Raw genomic sequence first — 17,700 nt, forward strand, 5'->3', positions numbered from 1 at the left:
CGCGGTGGAAACCCTTCGTGGAAGCCGCCGTAGCGGCCGCCGAACGCCCGTACCCGAAGGATGGTGCGGAACAGCGGGAGCGCACTGGCGAGGCTGGAGAGCCTGGAGGGGGCCAGGCGGAACAGCCTTCACCAACGCTGATTTCAAGTCCGCCCCAACGACCGATGCACTGTGTCCGGGAACGTCATTGGCGTCCTTGGGACCGCCTCAGCCGGCTCAAGAACGCCATCGCCAACGCCGATCCCGGCGAGTTGCCGGCGCGCAGTTGGGATCTGCGTCTGCTGCCGGCGGCGCTGACGGGTTGGGCCGCCGCGGCCACCACGATCCGGCTGCCGCCTTCGACGGGCTATGCCATCGGCGGGACGGCACTGCTCATCGCCGTCGTGATCCTGCTTTGTGCCCGCAGATGGGCGTGGCCGCAGGTACTGGTCCCGCTACCGGTGCCATTGCTGATTCTGTCGATGGTCTCATTGTCGGCCGCCGCGAACATCGCCGAGCGCCAGGCGGGCCCCGTTGACGCCGCCATCGCCAACGGGGCGACGATAGGTGCGGTGGCAAAGCTCACCTCGGATCCTCGGCTCAGCGATACGGCCGACAAATACACCGGGGCGGATCGATACCTGGTGGAGGCCACGTTGCAACGGGCAACGAGCCAGGGGGTCGAGTTCACGGCGGCCACGCCGGTCCTGATTATCGCTTCAGAACGTTGGGAACAGCTCGAAACGGGCCAACGCGTGGAAACGGCCGGTGACCTGCGCGCTACCGGGCGCGGAGATGACATTGACGCCCTGTTGTTCGCCAAGACAGCACCGCAGGTGCTGGGACAGGCCGGGCCGTGGCTGCAGTACAGCGCAGCGGTCCGCAGCGCGTTCCGGCAACAGTCCCGGGAGCTGCCTTCCAACGCGGCGCAGCTGCTGCCAGGCATGGTGCTGGGGGACCGCGGAAACCTGGGAACCGGCTTGGAAACTGCTATGCGACGAACCGGTCTGACTCATTTGACTGCCGTCAGCGGGGCCAACTGTGCCATCGTCATCGGCACGGTCTTTCTCTGCGGATGCGCTGCCCGGCTGCCCAGGTGGTTGTCGGCCGCCGCTGCGCTGGCCGCACTGGCCGGTTTCGTCCTGCTGGTCCGGCCCGAACCCAGCGTATTGCGGGCAGCGGTGATGGGAACAATAGGTGTGGCCGCAGTGATCAGCGGGCGGGGACGGAAGTCGCCAACCTTACTGTGCCTTGCAGTCATAGTGCTGCTCGCCGTCGATCCGTGGTTGAGCGGCAGCTATGCATTCATTCTTTCGGTGCTGGCCACCGGCGGGCTGATCGTCTTCGGGCCAGCCTGCGCCCACTGGCTGTCCCGCTGGATGCCGTTGTGGGCTGCGCAGGCGGTGGCAGTTCCGATTGCCGCCCAGGCATTCTGCGCTCCGGTGATTGTGCTGCTGCAGCCTCAGCTGACCACGTATTCGGTAGTGGCCAATGTGCTGGTGGCCCCTCTCATCCCCCTGATCACGATCGCGGGAATGTGCTGTGTGCTGGCTATGCTGCTGTGTCCGCCCTTGGTGCCCGTGCTGCTCGCGATTGCCGGCGCGGGAGCGTCCTGGGTGGGGGCCGTGGCACATTTCTTCAGTTCCGCGCCGGGGGCCGTGGCGCCATGGCCGTGCGGTGCCGCCGGGGCGACCCTGATGGCCGTGCTGTCCCTGACGTCAATGGCGACATTGTGGCTGTTGGCGCATCCGGTCCGGCTCCGTGTGTACGCCTCCACGGTGTATCGGTGGTGCCGTGCGGCTCTGCCGTTGCCCGTGGCCGCCTTGATCCCCGGCGGCGTACTCGGTGCGGCAGCAGTATGGTTCGTTCACAGCGCGCCACCGGGCGGTGCGCCAACGGACTGGTCGATCGTGGCCTGTGACGTCGGCCAGGGCGATGGCTTGGTGGTCCGCACGGATGAGCATTCGGCCATCGTGGTCGATACCGGCCCGGAGCCCGCAGCCATGAACCAGTGCCTGGACGGGCTGTCCATATCCACCGTGCCGCTGTTGGTGCTGACCCATATGCACGCCGACCACACCGGCGGTGTGGCAGGGGTACTGGCCGGACGGGAGGTCGAACGGGCACTGATATCGTCGGCAGCCGGCGGGCCGGGCCACACGATTGACCTGCTGGAGGAGCATGACGTGGATATTTCCGATGCCCGCCGGGGCGCCACGGGCCACGCGGGTGCCGTCCAGTGGAGCACCTTGTGGCCCGCGGCCGGAAACGAAGCGGCGTCGGCGAACAATTCCAGCATCGTCATGTGGGTCACCGTGGAGCAGCAGCGGGGCGGCCCCTTATCGCTGCTGCTGACGGGTGACTTGGAGCGCGATGGTGCACGCCGACTGCTGGCCACCTCGGGCCAACAACCGATCCCGGGGGCTCTGAGCCGGGAAAGCGTGGACGTGCTGAAAGTGGCCCACCACGGCGCCGCCAATGGCGGGACAGGCTTCATCAGGGCGCTGACGCCTGAGCTGGCGCTGATTTCAGTGGGAGCGGGGAACGAATACGGACATCCTTCCGACGGCATCATTGCGGCGCTGCGGCAGGTGGGCAGCGAGATCCGCCGCACCGACAGGGACGGGCGGATCTATGTTGGCAAGCAGGCCGGTACATTGCTCACCTGGTCGGAAAGGTAGGGTTGAAACCATGACCGTTTCTGGATATCCCGCCCCTCGAACAGCGGGACTACGGTGACTCCGGCAGCCGGCAGCACGCGGGCCACCAGGACAGCTGGCAACGTGGTCTCCTGGCGCGCCATCGAGCCCGCGCCGGTTGTCCTCATCACCGGTGGCGAGGAGTTTCTGGCCATCCGGGCGATGGAACGGATCCGTCATCAATTGCGGCAGACCGAGCCGGACGTGGAACGTACCTCCCTGGACGCATCCGAGTACGCAGCGGGCCAGTTGGAGCTGGCAGCCAGCCCATCACTATTCGGCGAGGCCAAGCTGATTGAAGTCTCAGGCCTGTCGTCCATGAACGAGGATTTTCTCACCGACGCCACCACATACCTGTCTTCGACTGTGCCGGACGTGACAGTGGTGCTGCACCATGACGGCGGGGCGCGGGGCAAGAAACTCCTCGACGCCATCAAGGCCGGCGGAGCCCCTGTGGTTGAGTGCCAGCCGTTGAAGAAGGACGCCGAGAAGGTCGAATTCGTTAATCGCGAGTTCCGGGATGCCCGACGAAGTATCGAACCAGGCGGTGCCCAGGCCCTGGTTGCCGCCGTGGGATCCAGTCTGTCCGAACTGGCGGCCGCATGCTCACAGTTGCTCTCCGACACGGAGGGGACGGTTGGTCCGGATGTCGTCGAACGCTATTACGGCGGAAGAGTTGAGGCAACTGCCTTCAAGGTCGCGGATGCGGCCCTGGCCGGGCGCGGTTCCCTTGCCTTGTCAACGTTGCGTCATGCACTGGCGACCGGAGTGGACCCGGTTCCGCTGGTGGCGGCTCTGGCGATGAAGCTCAGGACTGTGGCAAAGGTTGCAGGTGCCCGCGGTTCATCCGCACAATTGGCACGCGAGTTCGGCATGGCACCCTGGCAGGTCGACAACGCCAAGAGGGACGGTTCCGGCTGGACCCCTGAAGCACTGACCCGCGCGGTCCGGGTCACTGCCGACGCCGACGTCCAGGTCAAAGGCGCCGCACGGGATCCGGTGTACGCGCTGGAACGTGCCGTCACGATCATTGCCACATCGGTGAACCGGCGGCCATGACCGCCGAGCCGTCCGGAACGCTGCTCAAACTACTGTTGCTTGAACAAACCTGGAACAACCGCGGTTTAAACACCTATGGCCGGCGCCTTTGGCGCCGACCATAGATAAAGATCCTGAGGGTGCTCCACCTTAGAGGCTGCCGACCTTACGGGCGATAGCCGACTTGCGGTTGGCCGCATTGTTCTTGTGGATTACGCCCTTGCTGACGGCCTTATCCAGCTTGCGGCTGGCAGCGGTAAGCGCGGTCCCGGCGGACTCCTTGTCAGCAGACTTGACAGCGGAATTCACACTGCGGATTGCGGTGCGCAGCTCAGCCTTGACCGCATTGTTGCGCTGGCGCGCCTTCTCATTGGTGAGAACGCGCTTCTTCTGGGACTTGATGTTTGCCACGGATAAACTCTCTTTTGTCAGGCGGTGTTGGGTCAGTGAGGGCATTCAAGCTGGAGGACTGGCGCGGCGTGGGGATACCGGCGGCATCCAGCTTTCCGTGCCCGACGACCAAGCGCGGACACACAGCTATACAGCCTATCAGAATCGCCGCTGACACGAGTAGTTGCGCGCGCCGGTTCCGGGCCAGGGCACCAGCGGCGGAGCAATAGGACCGGGAACATGGGACACTTAAGACAAGTATCTGCTTTCGTCGACGTAAGGACACACTGAGTGACTCCCTTGGCCCGCACTGCTCCGGTGCCCGCCGCCACGGATCCGGCGGTCTTGAGGAACTTCTCCATCATCGCCCATATCGATCATGGGAAGTCAACGCTTGCCGACCGAATGCTGCAGCTCACCGGCGTGGTGGAGGACCGCACCATGCGTGCCCAGTACCTGGACCGGATGGACCTCGAGCGTGAGCGTGGCATCACCATCAAGTCCCAGGCCGTGCGGATGCCGTGGGAAGCAGACGGAACCAGCTACGCCTTGAACATGATCGATACGCCCGGCCACGTTGACTTCACCTACGAAGTCTCCCGTTCGCTGGCCGCCGGTGAGGGGGCGGTGCTGCTGGTCGACGCGGCCCAGGGGATCGAGGCGCAAACCCTGGCCAACCTCTACCTGGCCATGGAGAACGATCTGGCGATTATCCCGGTCTTGAACAAGATCGACTTGCCTGCTGCCCAGCCGGACAAGTATGCCGAGGAACTGGCGCATTTGATTGGCGGAGACCCCGACGACGTGCTCCGTGTCTCCGGTAAGACCGGCGCCGGAGTCGACAAATTGCTGGACAGGATCGTTGCCGAAATCCCCGCACCGGTGGGAGACCCCGTCGCTGCCGCACGGGCGATGATTTTCGACTCGGTCTACGACACGTACCGCGGCGTGGTCACGTATGTGCGCGTCGTCGACGGGAAACTCCATCCACGCGAGCGAATCCAGATGATGTCCACCAAGGCAAGTCATGAATTGCTGGAGATCGGGGTCAGTTCCCCGGAGCCGGCGCCGACAGACGGGCTCGGCGTCGGCGAAGTTGGCTATCTGATCACCGGCGTGAAGGACGTCCGCCAGTCCAAGGTGGGCGATACCGTCACCAACCTGGCCAAGCCTGCCGAACACCAGCTGAGCGGGTACCAGGAGCCCAAGCCTATGGTGTTCTCCGGTCTCTACCCGCTCGACGGGGCCGACTATCCCGTGCTGCGGGATGCGCTGGACAAGCTGAAGCTCAACGACGCGGCACTCGTCTACGAACCCGAGACCTCCGTCGCCCTCGGGTTCGGGTTCCGCGTGGGCTTCCTGGGACTGCTGCACTTGGAAATCATCCGTGAACGGCTGGAGCGCGAATCGAATATCTCGCTGATTGCCACGGCCCCCAACGTGGTCTACGAGGTGACCATGGAGGACAACGAGCAGTTCGAAGTAACCAACCCCAGTGAGTTCCCCGCCGGCAAGATCCTCGAAGTGCGCGAACCAATGGTCTCAGCCACTGTCCTTGCTCCAAACGAATTCGTCGGGGCCATTATGGAGTTGTGCCAGAGTCGGCGGGGCACCATGCATGGGATGGACTACCTGTCGGAAGAACGGGTCGAACTGAATTACCGGATGCCGCTGGCCGAGATCGTGTTCGACTTCTTCGACCAGCTCAAATCCAAGACCCGCGGTTATGCCTCGCTGGAGTGGAAGGCCGACGGGGACCAGGCCGCCGACCTGGTCAAGGTCGACATCCTGCTGCAAGGCGACCAGGTCGACGCATTCAGCGCGATCACCCACCGGGACAAGGCATACTCCTATGGCACGCTGATGACGTCGAAACTGCGTGAACTGATTCCACGGCAGCAATACGAGGTCCCGATTCAGGCAGCCATTGGCTCGCGGATCATTGCCCGGGAAAACATCCGCGCCATCCGCAAGGACGTGCTGGCCAAATGCTACGGCGGCGACATCTCGCGTAAACGGAAGCTGTTGGAGAAGCAGAAGGAAGGCAAGAAGCGGATGAAGATGGTCGGCCGCGTCGAAGTGCCGCAGGAAGCCTTCATCGCCGCCTTATCATCGGAATCGTCGAAAGACAAAACCAAGAAGTGAACCAGCCCATTGACGGGGGCAGGTGCCGGTAATGCCCTCGACACTTCCCGAGGGGGATCCTGCCCCGGACGACGGCATGCTCCCTGCACAGGTCCGCCAGGGCGCTGCCGGACGCAACTTCGGCCTGTACATCCATATACCGTTCTGCGCGGTACGCTGCGGTTACTGCGATTTCAACACCTACACCGCCACCGAACTTGGCCCCGGCGCGTCGCAGGACGAATACGCAGCCACAGCGATGGCCGAACTGGATCTTGCCGCCGGCGTGCTGACAGGGTCGGGGCTGCCCCAACGCCAGCTGAAGACCGTATTCTTCGGCGGCGGCACGCCAACCCTGCTGCCCGCGGACGATCTCGCTGCCCTGCTGCGCCACGCCGCCACATTGTGGCCGCTGGCTGCGGACGCTGAAATCACCACCGAGGCGAACCCGGATTCGGTCACCCCGGCGTCCCTGCAGCAGTTGGCCGACGCCGGTTTCACCCGGGTGTCGTTCGGTATGCAGTCGGCGGTACCGCACGTGCTCCAGGTCCTCGACCGCACCCACGCTCCCGAACGGGTGCCGCAAGCGGTCCGCTGGGCGCGCGATGCCGGACTCGCTGTCAGCATTGACCTGATCTACGGCACCCCGGGCGAATCCATTAATGACTGGGAAGAGTCGCTGTCCGCAGCGCTGAGCTACGGACCCGACCATGTCTCCGCCTATTCGCTGATCATCGAAGATGGCACGAAACTTGCCGCCCGGATGCGCCGCGGCGAGGTGCCGCCCATTGACGACGACGACCACGCCGACAAATACCTGGCGGCCGAGCGATTGATGGAAGCACACGGAATGCACTGGTACGAGGTCAGCAATTGGAGCCGGACCCCGCAGCAGGCGTGCCAACATAATCTGGCCTACTGGCGGGGCGACGATTGGTGGGGGATAGGCCCCGGCGCCCATTCCCATGTCGGTGGTGTGCGCTGGTGGAACACCAAGCACCCGGTTCCGTATGCAAACCGGCTCAAGTCAGGACGGTCGCCGGCAGCCGGCCGCGAAACACTCGACGCAACAGCCACCCACATGGAACATGTGATGCTGCGCACCCGGCTGCGCGAGGGACTCGCCATCGAGGCCCTGGGCGGCGCGGGAAGATCGCAGATAGCGCCACTGATCGCAGAGGGGCTGATTGAGCCAAGTGCTGCCTTCGGCGGCACCGTGGTGCTGACTCTCAGAGGACGGTTACTGGCCGACGGCGTGGTGCGCAGGCTGCTGCCGGGCTAACGGCTCGGCAGCAGCCTGCCCAACCAGGCGCAGCCAGCCCAGCCAAGCGCGGCCGGCATCGCCGGGTCAGTGGATCAGGCGCAGGTTGACGGGGTAGCGGTACGGTTCGCCCTTGTTGACACGCACCCCGGCCCTGACCGAGAAGACCGTCAAGGCAATCCAGATCAGCACAGCCAGCACTGCGCAGACCGAACTGATGGGGTCAATCAGTGCCAACAGATAGAGGAACAGCGCGAGCACCGTCGGCGGCAGGGTGAAATTCAGCGCCTCTTTGGATTCCTGTGCCGTGAACGGGCCGCGGTCCCGCAACACCAAGTAGATGATCAGTGACGGTACGCATCCGAGGATTCCGCCGAAATGGGCAATCGTGGCCCATTGCCGGTCCTCGGCCGAGGTCAGCGACTGCGCGTCGGCAGACATACCTTGATAAGGAGAGGGGCCGCGCTGATCACTGCCACCGGCCGGCGGCCGGGGCTGTGGTGTCCCATGCTGCCCATCCGGCCGGGGCTGCTCGTCGCGCCCAGGGGAATCTGCCACGTGAACCTGTTCCTCGAGTTCGGTAGGACACTGGACCATCCGGCGGGTGCAGTGTCGTTCAAGTCATTCAGTCGTTCAAATCTACTGCCTGCCGGAGTGCTTAGGCACCATTGTGGGCCACGGCGGCCCTCCGATCAATCCGGGGCAGCCTCGGGCGTGGCGGTCAGGAAGTCGATGACCTCCTCGACCCGGCCCAGCAACGACGGTTCCAAATCCGCATAACTGTTGACGGCAGCAAGGATCCGTTGCCAGCCGCGGGCCGCGGAGTGCTGGTCTTGATGCGGCCATCCCAGCCCCTTGAGGACTCCGGTTTTCCAGTCCTGGCCGCGCGGCACGTGAGGCCATTGGCGAAGGCCGAGTGCCGATGGTTTGACCGCCTGCCAGACATCCACATAGGGGTGGCCCACAATGAGGACATTCGACGGCGCTCCTCGCAAGGCCATGGTTTGTTTGGCGATGGCCGACTCTTTACTGCCCGACACCAAATGGTCCACCAGTACGCCGAGCCGCCGCTGCGGCCCCGGTGAGAACGTCTTCACGGCACCGGCCAAGTCATCGATACCACCCAATGGTTCGACGACAATGCCTTCCACCCGCAGGTCGTCGCCCCACACCTTTTCCACGAGTTCGGCATCATGCTTGCCCTCCACCCAGATCCGGCTGGCCCGTGCAGTGCGGGCGCGCGTCCCTTCCAGGCGCACCGATCCGGACGCGGTGCGTGCGGGACGCGCCGCACGTGCGGACCGATCTGAAGCGGCAGCAGCAGGGGCAACCACCTTCACGGCACGTCCATCGATCATAAAGCCGTACCCGAGGCCGAAGGAACGGACTTTGCCCCGGCGGTCCTCCAGAGCCACAACGTGCAATCCTCCGGACTTTTCCACCCGGACCACCGCGCCCACCCAGCCGGTCTGGGCATCTTCAAGCACCACCCCGGGCTCGGCAGCAACTTCGGGGGCGGCTTGCCGTTTCGGCTCGGCGGCCAGCTCCTGGGGACCCCATTCATACATGCACAACCTTCTTTCGAATTGCCTTCCGGCACGGGCCGGCACGAACAATGATGGAATAAGCCGAGGGCGTACCCATGTTAGCAACGCCGGTTGAACGTACTAGACTTAGCACTTGGGCATGTTGAGTGCTAAATAGCTATGTTGAGTGCGGAACCCCGTCGGGCGATTATCCGCATCGCCGGCGCAATGCGGGATCAGGAGGTGAAGCGTGAGCGAACCACGACAGCTGGAAGTGCTGCGGGCCATCGTTGAGGACTACGTCCACTCGCGCGAACCCGTCGGGTCAAAAGCGCTGGTCGACCGCCATCACCTCGGTGTATCCTCCGCCACCATCCGCAATGACATGGCTGCGCTGGAAGAGGAGGGGCTGATCGCTGCCCCGCACACCAGTGCCGGACGCATCCCGACCGACAAGGGATATCGGATGTTCGTGGACCGGATCTCGGCCGTGAAGCCCTTGTCCGCAGCCGAACGTCGTGCGATCCACACCTTCCTCGACCAGGCCGACGACCTCGATGATGTACTCGACCGCACTGTGCGGCTGTTGTCCCAGTTGACCAATCAGGTCGCCGTCGTCCAGTACCCGCAACTGACCAGCGCGGCAGTGAGGCATATTGAGCTGGTGCTGCTGGCCCCGCGCCAGGTGCTGGTGGTGATGATCGTCACCACGGGCAAGGTGGAGCAACGGATGGTGACCTTGCCCGAGGAAACGACCGAGGACGCACTCCAGCACGTGCGCGCCGCGTTCCTGGCCTCCACGAGTGGCGCCCTGCTGAGTCGATTGCCGGAATTGCTGACCACCGCGGTGACGTCGGCGCCTCCACAGGACCGGGCTGTGGCGGCTATACTGGGCAATGCCCTGGAGCAACTGGCGGGAATCGGCCGTGAAGATAGAATGGTCTTGGCAGGTACAGCCAATCTGGCCCGCTCGACGGGAGATTTCCCACTCTCCATCGGCCCCGTTCTTGAGGCCTTGGAGGAGCAGGTTGTGATGATGCGTCTGCTGACCGAAATGGAACAGGACGCACGGGGAGTGTCCGTACGGATAGGACATGAAAACCGGTACGGCGGGCTCACTGAAGCCTCCGTGGTCGCCACCGGCTACGGACCGGACGAATTGGCCAAGATCGGCGTGCTGGGACCGACGAGGATGGATTATCCCACCACGATAGCGGCGGTACGCGCGGTCGCACGCTACCTGTCCAGAATTCTGGCCGGCTGAGGTGTCGAAGAACTTTCCATGACAGTGAGCGGAGCATTACGCCGGCCGCTGTCCAGCAATACAGGAAGAGATCAGAGAGTTGAGCAACCACTACGAAGCACTGGGTGTGTCCCAGGACGCCAGCGCCGAGGAGATCAAGAAGGCATACCGCAAGCTGGCGCGCAAGCTGCACCCGGACGTTAATCCGGGCCCCGACGCGGCCGACCAGTTCAAACGCGTCGGCCATGCCTACGACATCCTCTCGGATCCGCAGAAGCGCCGGGTGTATGACACCACCGGCAATGAAAACGGCACCGACAACGGATTCGGCAGCGGTTTCTCCGGCCAAGGCTTCGCCTTCCAGGACATCTTCGAGACGTTCTTCGGCGGCGGCGCCGGAGGTGGCGGCGGTCCCGCCTCGCGGATGCGCCGCGGCCAGGACGCACTGATCACAGTGCCCATCAGCTTGCGCGATGCCGTCTTCGGCGTGAACAAGAAGATCGAGGTGGACACCGCCGTCGTCTGCCCCACCTGCGACGGCAGCTGCAGCCGCCCCGGAACATCGCCGAAGACCTGCGATATTTGTGGAGGCTCCGGCCAGGTCCAGCGCGCCGTGCGTTCCATCCTCGGCCAGGTGATGACGACGGCGCCGTGCGGATCGTGCCAGGGCTTCGGCAGCGTCATCACCGACCCTTGCCACGAATGTTCCGGTGAAGGACGGGTCCGCAACCGTCGCACCTTGACTGTCAAAGTACCCGCGGGCGTGGCCACCGGAACCCGTATCCAGCTCGGCCAGCAGGGCGAAGCCGGAGTCGCCGGAGGGCCCAGCGGCGATCTGTACGTGGAAATCAAGGTCGAGAGTGAACAGAACTTCGTTCGCGACGGCGACGACCTGCACGCCACCATCAGCGTTCCGATGACCGCCGCCACGTTGGGGACCGACATCAACCTGGACACCTTCGACGGCGAACGCGAACTCACCATCAAGCCAGGCACCCAGTCCGGTGAAGTTATCACCCTGCGGGGACTGGGCGTGACCCACCTGCGCGGATACGGCAGGGGAGACCTGAAGGTCCACCTCCACGTGGAGACCCCCACCAAGCTCGACAGTGAACAGGAGGAACTGCTACGCCAGCTCGCCTCGGCGCGTGGAGAGCAGTACAGCGACGGCAAGCTCGTCTCCAGTGGCAGCGGAATGTTCGCCCGGCTCCGGGACCGCCTCGGCAACCTCTAGGATGACCGAGCCCGTCTTCTTCGCCGAGCCCGGCCAGCTGACCGGGCTCCAGCCGGGAGCATTGTTGACCCTTGGCGGTTCCGAGGGTCATCACGCCCGCACCGTGCGGCGACTCGCTGTGGGCGAACCGATCGATGTGGTTGACGGCGCGGGGCGGCGTGCCTCATGCACGGTTGATGAAGCAACGCCCGGGGGCCTTCAGCTGCTGGTGGAATCGGTCGAGGATGAGCCCGCCAACGTCCACGAGCTCATCCTCGTTCAGGCGCTGGCAAAGGGCGGACGCGATGAAATGGCTATCGAGGCCGCCACCGAACTGGGTGTGGACGGTATCGTTCCATGGCAGGCCGAACGATCTATCGTACGGTGGAAAGCTGAGAAGGCGGCCAAGGGACGCAGCAAATGGGAAGCCTCCGTCCGGTCGGCCGCCAAGCAGTCACGGCGGGCACGCATCCCGCAGCTGGGTGATCCGGTTCATCTCGCCGCGTTAGCGGCTCTGTGTGAACGCGCGGACCTGGCACTCATTCTGCATGAGTCCGCCGCCAGCGGCATCACCGCTCTGCGGGATGCGCTCCCGTCAGCCGGGTCTCCGGGCAGGATTCTGCTGGTGGTGGGCCCCGAGGGCGGCATCAGCAGCCACGAGATCGATGCGTTAACGGCCGCAGGCGCCAGGCCGTTGCAGTTGGGAGGCCATGTGCTGCGTTCCTCCACCGCCGGTCCGGCCGCCACCGCAGTGATTAACCATCTGCTGGAGCGGTGGAACTAGGAGGTCCGGCCGCCACCGCAAAGTCTTTCGAGTCGACGAACCGCTGCTGGCTCCGTGAAGCGCCGGGATCCCCCTGGAAGACCCGCAGTTCATAACTGCCCTTCGGCAAGGTCACCGAGAAGGTGAAAGGGCCGGCGCCGTCGGGCCCCAGTTTCACTGAACCAGTCATCGGCCGGGACACCTCACGGGCGACGGACGCGCCGACGGCGGTTATCTCCCACCCCAGGATATTGTCCCGTGCCACTCCGCGTCCTTTGATCGTGACCTTGTTTCCTTTGAATACGGTTCCATCCTGAGGATCGATCACCCATACTGGAGCCGCCAACGACGCGTCCCGCACCATTGGCTCGCCCAGTGTGACGTGGTCGAACGCGCGATATCCGGTATGACCATCGACCAGGATGACCACTTGGATCTGCTCGTCCTGTGAAGTCAGCCCCGAGCTTGCCGCAGCCGCGGTGGCCGTATAGACCAATTGCTGGACCGCCCGCCGCGCCATTCCGGCGTCCAGGGGGCGGGCAAAGGCATCGGCGGACATATCGACGGTGATGACACCGTCCGTCGAAACAGAAGCGGCGACCGACGAAGCCGGCTGCCACGGGTTGAAATAGTCGTCGTCCAGCGGTTGCGCAGTGGTCATGGCAGAGATCGCGGTGGTAATCGGATCACCTTGGTGCTCCACCTCCCGGAACTCGCGGTAGAGGTACACGCTGCGGCCGCTTTCACCCAGCCAGTAGACCGGCGTCTGCGCCGCTGTCTCGGCCGATTCCAGCGGCACATTGGTCAGCGCCGACGACTGGGCGGCCGCATCGGGCGCTTCCATCGTCGTCGGAACAGGCATCGACGTTTCCATGGCAGGGCCAACCCGCTCCGCCGTGCAACCCACCAGCAGCAGGGAGGCCACCGTCAGCGCCGCCAGCCACCCGTGGAAGCCGCTCACTGACCCGATGCCGCCCCCACGCGCCCGTCGTAATCCGCTAATCGTTCTGCCGTTCTTTTCGTGTGTGAATGCCGTCCAGGCACGGCTGTCCCGTGCTCTTTATCAAGCTTGGCACAGGGGGCACCCCAGCAGACCGGTTATTTTCAAGACTCAATCGGACTGAGACCGGATTGATATTCTCCTGAGACCTTATGACGATCGCCGCGGCCGGTCGGGCAGTGGCCGATGTCCGCTGTGGGCGCAATATTGCAACGTGCCGTACCATTAAAGAGGCATTGGAAGATTAATTTGAGTAAGGGGAGATCAAGGCCGTGAAAACGGCCGCTCATATGACCGAATATCCAGTCGATTCCGGCCCGACCGGGGTGTCGACGGAAGTGATTTCGTTCGACTCGACAGAACAGATGGTCTCCTCGCTTGGTGCCCAGGACGAGGCACTCCGGTTCATCGAAGCTTCCTTCCACAACGTGACGATCCACGTGCGGGGCAATGAGGTTTCCATCAGCGGGCCCGGTGCTGAAGTGGACAGAATCGTCAAGCTGATAGAAGAGATCCGGGTGCTGGCCGCCAAACAGACGAATATAACTCCCGAACTGCTGCAGCAATTGGTCACCATGCTGCGCGAGCAGACCTCCAGCCGCCCCGCCGACGTGCTGACGCAGAATATCCTGTCCAGCCGCGGCAGGACCATCCGGCCCAAGACGGTCAACCAGAAAACATACGTCGACGCCATCGACCGCAATACCGTGGTGTTCGGCATCGGCCCGGCCGGCACCGGCAAAACCTACCTGGCCATGGCCAAGGCCGTGCAGGCGCTGCAGCACAAGGAAGTCAACCGGATCATCCTCACCCGCCCGGCCGTTGAAGCGGGGGAGCGGCTGGGCTTCCTGCCCGGGTCCCTGAACGAGAAAATCGACCCGTACCTGCGGCCGTTGTATGACGCGCTGCACGACATGATGGACCCGGAATCCATTCCGCGCCTGATGGCCGCGGGCACCATCGAGGTGGCTCCGCTGGCCTACATGCGGGGGCGCACGCTCAACGATGCTTTCATCATCCTCGACGAGGCGCAGAACACCACGCCTGAACAGATGAAGATGTTCCTCACCAGGTTGGGCTTCGGCTCCAAAATGGTTGTCACCGGCGACGTCACCCAGGTGGACCTGCCCGGCGGCACGCGCTCCGGCCTGCGGATTGTCTCCGAGATCCTGCAGGGCATTGACGACGTCGTCTTCCGCCACTTGGACGCGTCCGACGTCGTCCGCCACCAATTGGTCTCGGAAATCGTCTCTGCGTATGGACGTTGGGACGAGGCACAGCAGAACGGGGGCCAGGACACGCCGTCGCGGCGCAATGGCCAGCGCCAGGGATGGAAACCGCGGTAGAACCCATGAGCATCGAAATCAATAATGAAACCCCCACGGCCGTCGATGACGAGCAACTCAGCCGGCTGGGCCGGTACGTGCTGGACCAAATGCACGTGCATCCTCAGGCGGAACTGTCCATCATCCTGGTCGACGCCGACGCAATGGAAAGACTCCACATCGAATGGATGGACGAGCCCGGCCCCACGGACGTGTTGTCTTTCCCGATGGACGAACTGCGCCCCGGCACGCACGGTGCCCCCGGCGAATCCGGCGTGCTCGGCGACATTGTCCTGTGCCCCGCCGTCGCCGAACAGCAGGCCGCGGCGGCAGGTCACAGCGCCGCCGATGAACTGCTGCTGTTAACCACTCACGGGATGCTCCACTTGCTTGGTTATGACCACGCCGAGCCGGAAGAAAAGCGTGAGATGTTTGCCTTGCAGCGTCAATTGCTCTCCGGCTTCACCGGCAGGGACGCACCCTTGGAGACGATGCAGTGATCACAGTCACCATGACGCTGATGTGCCTGCTGTCGATCGTCGTCGCAGCGGTGCTGACCGCCTCGGAAGCGGCCTTCAGCTATCTTCCACGCCAGGAAGCCGAAGACCTGATGTCGCGGCGCGGCGGTAAATCGTTGCGCCGCGTGCTCGCCGATCCTGTCGCGCATCTGCATGCCCTCAGGTTCTGGCGGATCTGGTTCGAAATGGCAGGAGCAGTCGCCGTGGCGATTCTGTTGCACGACCTGCTCGACAATGTATGGCTGGCCGGACTGCTTGCCACCGTTGCCATGGCAGCGGTCGGGTTCGTGCTGGTCGGCGTCTCGCCCCGCCAGCTCGGCCGTGTCCGCTCAACGCCGATCGTGCGCTCCACGTCCTGGCTGGTCCGCGTGCTGCGGCTGGTGCTCGGCCCGGTGCCACGTTGGCTGGTCGCCCTGGGCAACACGGTCACCCCGGGCGAGACGACGTCGGAGGTGTTCTTTACCGAGGAGCAGTTCCGTGAACTGGTCACCCGCGCCAGCGAAGCGGACATGCTCGAAGACAGTGAAGCCGAACTGATTCATTCCGTCTTTGAACTCGGCGACACCAAGGTGCGCTCCGTGATGGTCCCGCGAATGGATGTCGTCAGCATCGATGCGGATGCCACGCTGCGGCAGGCCATGTCGCTCTTCCTGCGTTCGGGGTACTCGCGGATTCCAGTCATCGGTGACAGTGCCGACCAGGTTCTCGGGGTGATGTACCTCAAGGATGCGGCCGCAACTATGCACGGGCACAACGACGACGACGCCATGCCCGTCGCTGCCGACCTGTGCCGCAGCGTGCGCTATGTTCCCGAATCGAAGGCGGTCGCCGACCTGCTCTCGGAGCTGCAGCACGAATCGACCCACGTGGCGATCGTCGTCGACGAATACGGCGGCACCGCCGGGCTGGTGACTCTCGAGGACCTGATCGAGGAGATCGTCGGCGAAATCGTTGATGAATACGATACCGAGGCGCCGGAAGTGGAAGATCTCGGTGACGGCAAGTACCGCGTCAGCGCACGGATGAGCGTCGCGGACCTCGGGGAAATCTTCGATCGTGAACTCGATGACGACGAGGTCGATACCGTCGGCGGCCTGCTGAGCAAGGCCCTCGGCCGGGTGCCTATCGTCGGCAGCGAAGCGCAGGTGCAGTCAATCGTGCTGCGGGCTGAACGTACGGAGGGACGCCGTAACCGGATCAGTCATATTATAGTTTTCCAGCCAGAGCCGGCACCGGCACACGCCGATGAGCAGCCGGGACGCCACAACGAACCGGTGAACGCCTCATGATCATTGATACAGAAGTCGAAGGGTACCGCGCGGGATTTTCCGTGCTGGTGGGCCGGCCCAACGCAGGCAAGTCGACGCTGACCAACGCTTTAGTCGGCCGCAAGGTGGCCATCACGTCGGCCAAGCCCCAGACCACACGCCACACCATCAGGGGCATAGTCCACCGCGACGACGGACAGCTGATCCTGGTGGATACGCCCGGGCTGCACCGGCCGCGCACATTGCTCGGGCAACGGCTCAATGACTTGGTGGCGGATACGCTCAGTGAAGTGGATGCCATCGGCTTCTGCCTGCCGGCAAACGAAAAGATTGGACCGGGCGACCGTTACATTGCCCAGCAGCTGGGTGCCCTGCGTCGCAAGCCGGTGGTGGCGCTGGTGACGAAGACCGACCTGGTCCACCGGGGAGCACTGGCTCAGCAGTTGACGGCGGTCCAGGAGCTCGGAGTCGAAACTCTCGGCGCGGACGGCTTCACCGACATCGTTCCCGTTTCCGCCGCAGACGGCCACCAGGTTGACACCGTGACCGACGTGCTCATCGAGCAAATGCCGCTCTCGCCTCCGCTGTATCCGGGCGGCGAGCTGACCGACGAGCCCGAACTGGTGCTGGTGGCCGAGCTGGTCCGGGAAGCCGCGCTCGAAGGGGTCCGGGACGAGCTCCCGCACTCACTGGCCGTCGTCGTCGAGGAAATCGTTCCCCGTGAAGGGCGCAGTGAAGACAATCAAATGCTTGATGTGCGGGTCAATCTGTTCGTCGAGCGGTCATCGCAGAAAGCCATCGTCATTGGCCGGCGCGGCGAGCGGCTGCGTGAGGTCGGCACGGCGGCGCGCAAGGGGATCGAGGCGCTGCTGGGCGAACGGATCTACCTGGACCTGCACGTCAAGATAGCCAAGGACTGGCAGCGGGACCCCAAACAACTGGTGCGGCTCGGCTTCTAGCGCCGCGCCGGGTCTTCCAAGGCCCGGCCGGAGTCCGAGGACCGCCCGGTCTCGGTATCGCCGTAGCCGGGTCTGTTCCCAGGGTTCCGGTTCCTGAGGACCAGTGACCGGGGATTTTCCTTTCCGCGGTTACGCCGTTCACCGTTCCCGGCCACCGACGCCGACGCCGACGCCGAGAGGACGCTAAGTGCCCGACCGGGCGGGTCGAAGCGGCAGATCCTGTCCAACCGAGGGAATCCGGGGCTTTGGTCAAGGCTAATTCCGGGAGAAAGTGACCAATCGGCAGGGCACAGGGTCTGTCCGGTACGGCCCAGAGACCGCTTCGGACCGGACGGACCCAGCATGCCGCACCCGCAACCCCGCCCACGTGCGGGCACCAGCGGGTAGACAACCT

15 protein-coding genes are annotated in these 17,700 nt (G+C 64.2%); 11 read left to right on the forward strand and 4 right to left on the reverse strand.

Annotated features, from left to right (window positions below; all coding sequences use genetic code 11):
- Window positions 1–17 precede the first annotated feature (17 nt).
- Window positions 18–2,660, forward strand: coding sequence for a ComEC/Rec2 family competence protein (locus H535_RS0103245; protein WP_162144848.1), 2,643 nt, complete (start codon window positions 18–20; stop codon window positions 2,658–2,660).
- A gap of 54 nt (window positions 2,661–2,714) precedes the next feature.
- Window positions 2,715–3,737, forward strand: coding sequence for a DNA polymerase III subunit delta (gene holA / locus H535_RS0103250; protein WP_026818405.1), 1,023 nt, complete (start codon window positions 2,715–2,717; stop codon window positions 3,735–3,737).
- A gap of 129 nt (window positions 3,738–3,866) precedes the next feature.
- Here holA and rpsT read toward each other — a convergent pair whose 3' ends face one another.
- Window positions 3,867–4,127 carry a 30S ribosomal protein S20 gene (gene rpsT, locus H535_RS0103255; RefSeq protein ID WP_026818406.1) on the reverse strand — a complete coding sequence of 87 codons (261 nt, stop codon included), beginning with the start codon at window positions 4,125–4,127 and terminating at the stop codon, window positions 3,867–3,869.
- A gap of 270 nt (window positions 4,128–4,397) precedes the next feature.
- Between rpsT and lepA the strand changes: the two genes are divergently transcribed.
- Together lepA and hemW are read left to right on the forward strand one after the other, a co-directional pair.
- On the forward strand, window positions 4,398–6,251 hold the full coding sequence (lepA, locus tag H535_RS0103260; protein WP_026818407.1) for a translation elongation factor 4: 1,854 nt from the start codon (window positions 4,398–4,400) through the stop codon (window positions 6,249–6,251).
- A gap of 31 nt (window positions 6,252–6,282) precedes the next feature.
- Complete coding sequence (gene hemW, locus H535_RS0103265) at window positions 6,283–7,512, forward strand: radical SAM family heme chaperone HemW (protein WP_026818408.1); 1,230 nt, start codon at window positions 6,283–6,285, stop codon at window positions 7,510–7,512.
- Between the two features lie 66 nt (window positions 7,513–7,578).
- Here hemW and H535_RS23225 read toward each other — a convergent pair whose 3' ends face one another.
- Window positions 7,579–7,932, reverse strand: coding sequence for a DUF4870 domain-containing protein (locus H535_RS23225; RefSeq protein WP_051298431.1), 354 nt, complete (start codon window positions 7,930–7,932; stop codon window positions 7,579–7,581).
- A gap of 251 nt (window positions 7,933–8,183) precedes the next feature.
- Complete coding sequence (locus tag H535_RS0103275) at window positions 8,184–9,065, reverse strand: DUF3097 family protein (RefSeq protein WP_026818409.1); 882 nt, start codon at window positions 9,063–9,065, stop codon at window positions 8,184–8,186.
- Between the two features lie 202 nt (window positions 9,066–9,267).
- Between H535_RS0103275 and hrcA the strand changes: the two genes are divergently transcribed.
- The 3 genes from hrcA to H535_RS0103290 all read left to right on the forward strand — a co-directional run bounded on the left by hrcA (window position 9,268) and on the right by H535_RS0103290 (window position 12,257).
- Window positions 9,268–10,281: a heat-inducible transcriptional repressor HrcA gene (hrcA, locus tag H535_RS0103280; RefSeq protein WP_026818410.1), complete on the forward strand. Its 1,014-nt coding sequence runs from the start codon at window positions 9,268–9,270 to the stop codon at window positions 10,279–10,281.
- A 79-nt stretch (window positions 10,282–10,360) separates the two neighbouring features.
- Window positions 10,361–11,494 (forward strand): molecular chaperone DnaJ, encoded by a 1,134-nt coding sequence (gene dnaJ / locus H535_RS0103285; RefSeq protein ID WP_026818411.1) that lies wholly within the window; start codon window positions 10,361–10,363, stop codon window positions 11,492–11,494.
- Window position 11,495: 1 nt separating this feature from the next.
- Entirely contained in the window at window positions 11,496–12,257 is a 762-nt protein-coding gene (locus tag H535_RS0103290) for a 16S rRNA (uracil(1498)-N(3))-methyltransferase (protein ID WP_026818412.1), read from the forward strand.
- Here the strand turns inward: H535_RS0103290 and H535_RS23230 are convergent.
- A complete protein-coding gene (locus H535_RS23230) occupies window positions 12,229–13,197 on the reverse strand; it encodes a GerMN domain-containing protein (RefSeq protein WP_051298433.1) in 969 nt (322 codons plus the stop codon). The two genes, H535_RS0103290 and H535_RS23230, sit on opposite strands and share 29 nt — an antisense overlap.
- Before the next feature lie 329 nt (window positions 13,198–13,526).
- Here H535_RS23230 and H535_RS23235 point away from each other — a divergent pair, with 329 nt between their 5' ends.
- Genes H535_RS23235 through era form a run of 4 tightly spaced genes read left to right on the forward strand, consistent with a single transcriptional unit; the run spans window position 13,527 to window position 17,306 of the window.
- Window positions 13,527–14,582, forward strand: coding sequence for a PhoH family protein (locus H535_RS23235; protein ID WP_051298435.1), 1,056 nt, complete (start codon window positions 13,527–13,529; stop codon window positions 14,580–14,582).
- 5 nt (window positions 14,583–14,587) lie between these two features.
- Window positions 14,588–15,061: an rRNA maturation RNase YbeY gene (ybeY, locus tag H535_RS0103305; RefSeq protein ID WP_026818413.1), complete on the forward strand. Its 474-nt coding sequence runs from the start codon at window positions 14,588–14,590 to the stop codon at window positions 15,059–15,061.
- Window positions 15,058–16,368: a hemolysin family protein gene (locus tag H535_RS23240; protein ID WP_051298438.1), complete on the forward strand. Its 1,311-nt coding sequence runs from the start codon at window positions 15,058–15,060 to the stop codon at window positions 16,366–16,368. The genes ybeY and H535_RS23240 overlap by 4 nt, the downstream gene beginning before the upstream one ends.
- Window positions 16,365–17,306, forward strand: a complete 942-nt coding sequence (gene era / locus H535_RS0103315) for a GTPase Era (protein WP_026818414.1) — start codon at window positions 16,365–16,367, stop codon at window positions 17,304–17,306. The genes H535_RS23240 and era overlap by 4 nt, the downstream gene beginning before the upstream one ends.
- The last annotated feature ends 394 nt before the right edge of the window (window positions 17,307–17,700 follow it).

It is taken from the genome of Arthrobacter castelli DSM 16402 (genome assembly GCF_000430705.1).
In the GTDB taxonomy this organism is placed as follows: Bacteria; Actinomycetota; Actinomycetes; order Actinomycetales; family Micrococcaceae; genus Arthrobacter_C; species Arthrobacter_C castelli.

Bases quoted from the DNA above. Each gene is read 5' to 3' on its own strand.
- H535_RS0103290 (WP_026818412.1), top strand. From the start codon at position 11,496: ATGACCGAGCCCGTCTTCTTCGCCGAGCCCGGCCAGCTGACCGGGCTC.
- hemW (WP_026818408.1), top strand. From the start codon at position 6,283: ATGCCCTCGACACTTCCCGAGGGGGATCCTGCCCCGGACGACGGCATG.
- H535_RS23225 (WP_051298431.1), bottom strand. From the start codon at position 7,932: ATGTCTGCCGACGCGCAGTCGCTGACCTCGGCCGAGGACCGGCAATGG.
- era (WP_026818414.1), top strand. From the start codon at position 16,365: ATGATCATTGATACAGAAGTCGAAGGGTACCGCGCGGGATTTTCCGTG.
- ybeY (WP_026818413.1), top strand. From the start codon at position 14,588: ATGAGCATCGAAATCAATAATGAAACCCCCACGGCCGTCGATGACGAG.
- H535_RS23235 (WP_051298435.1), top strand. From the start codon at position 13,527: ATGACCGAATATCCAGTCGATTCCGGCCCGACCGGGGTGTCGACGGAA.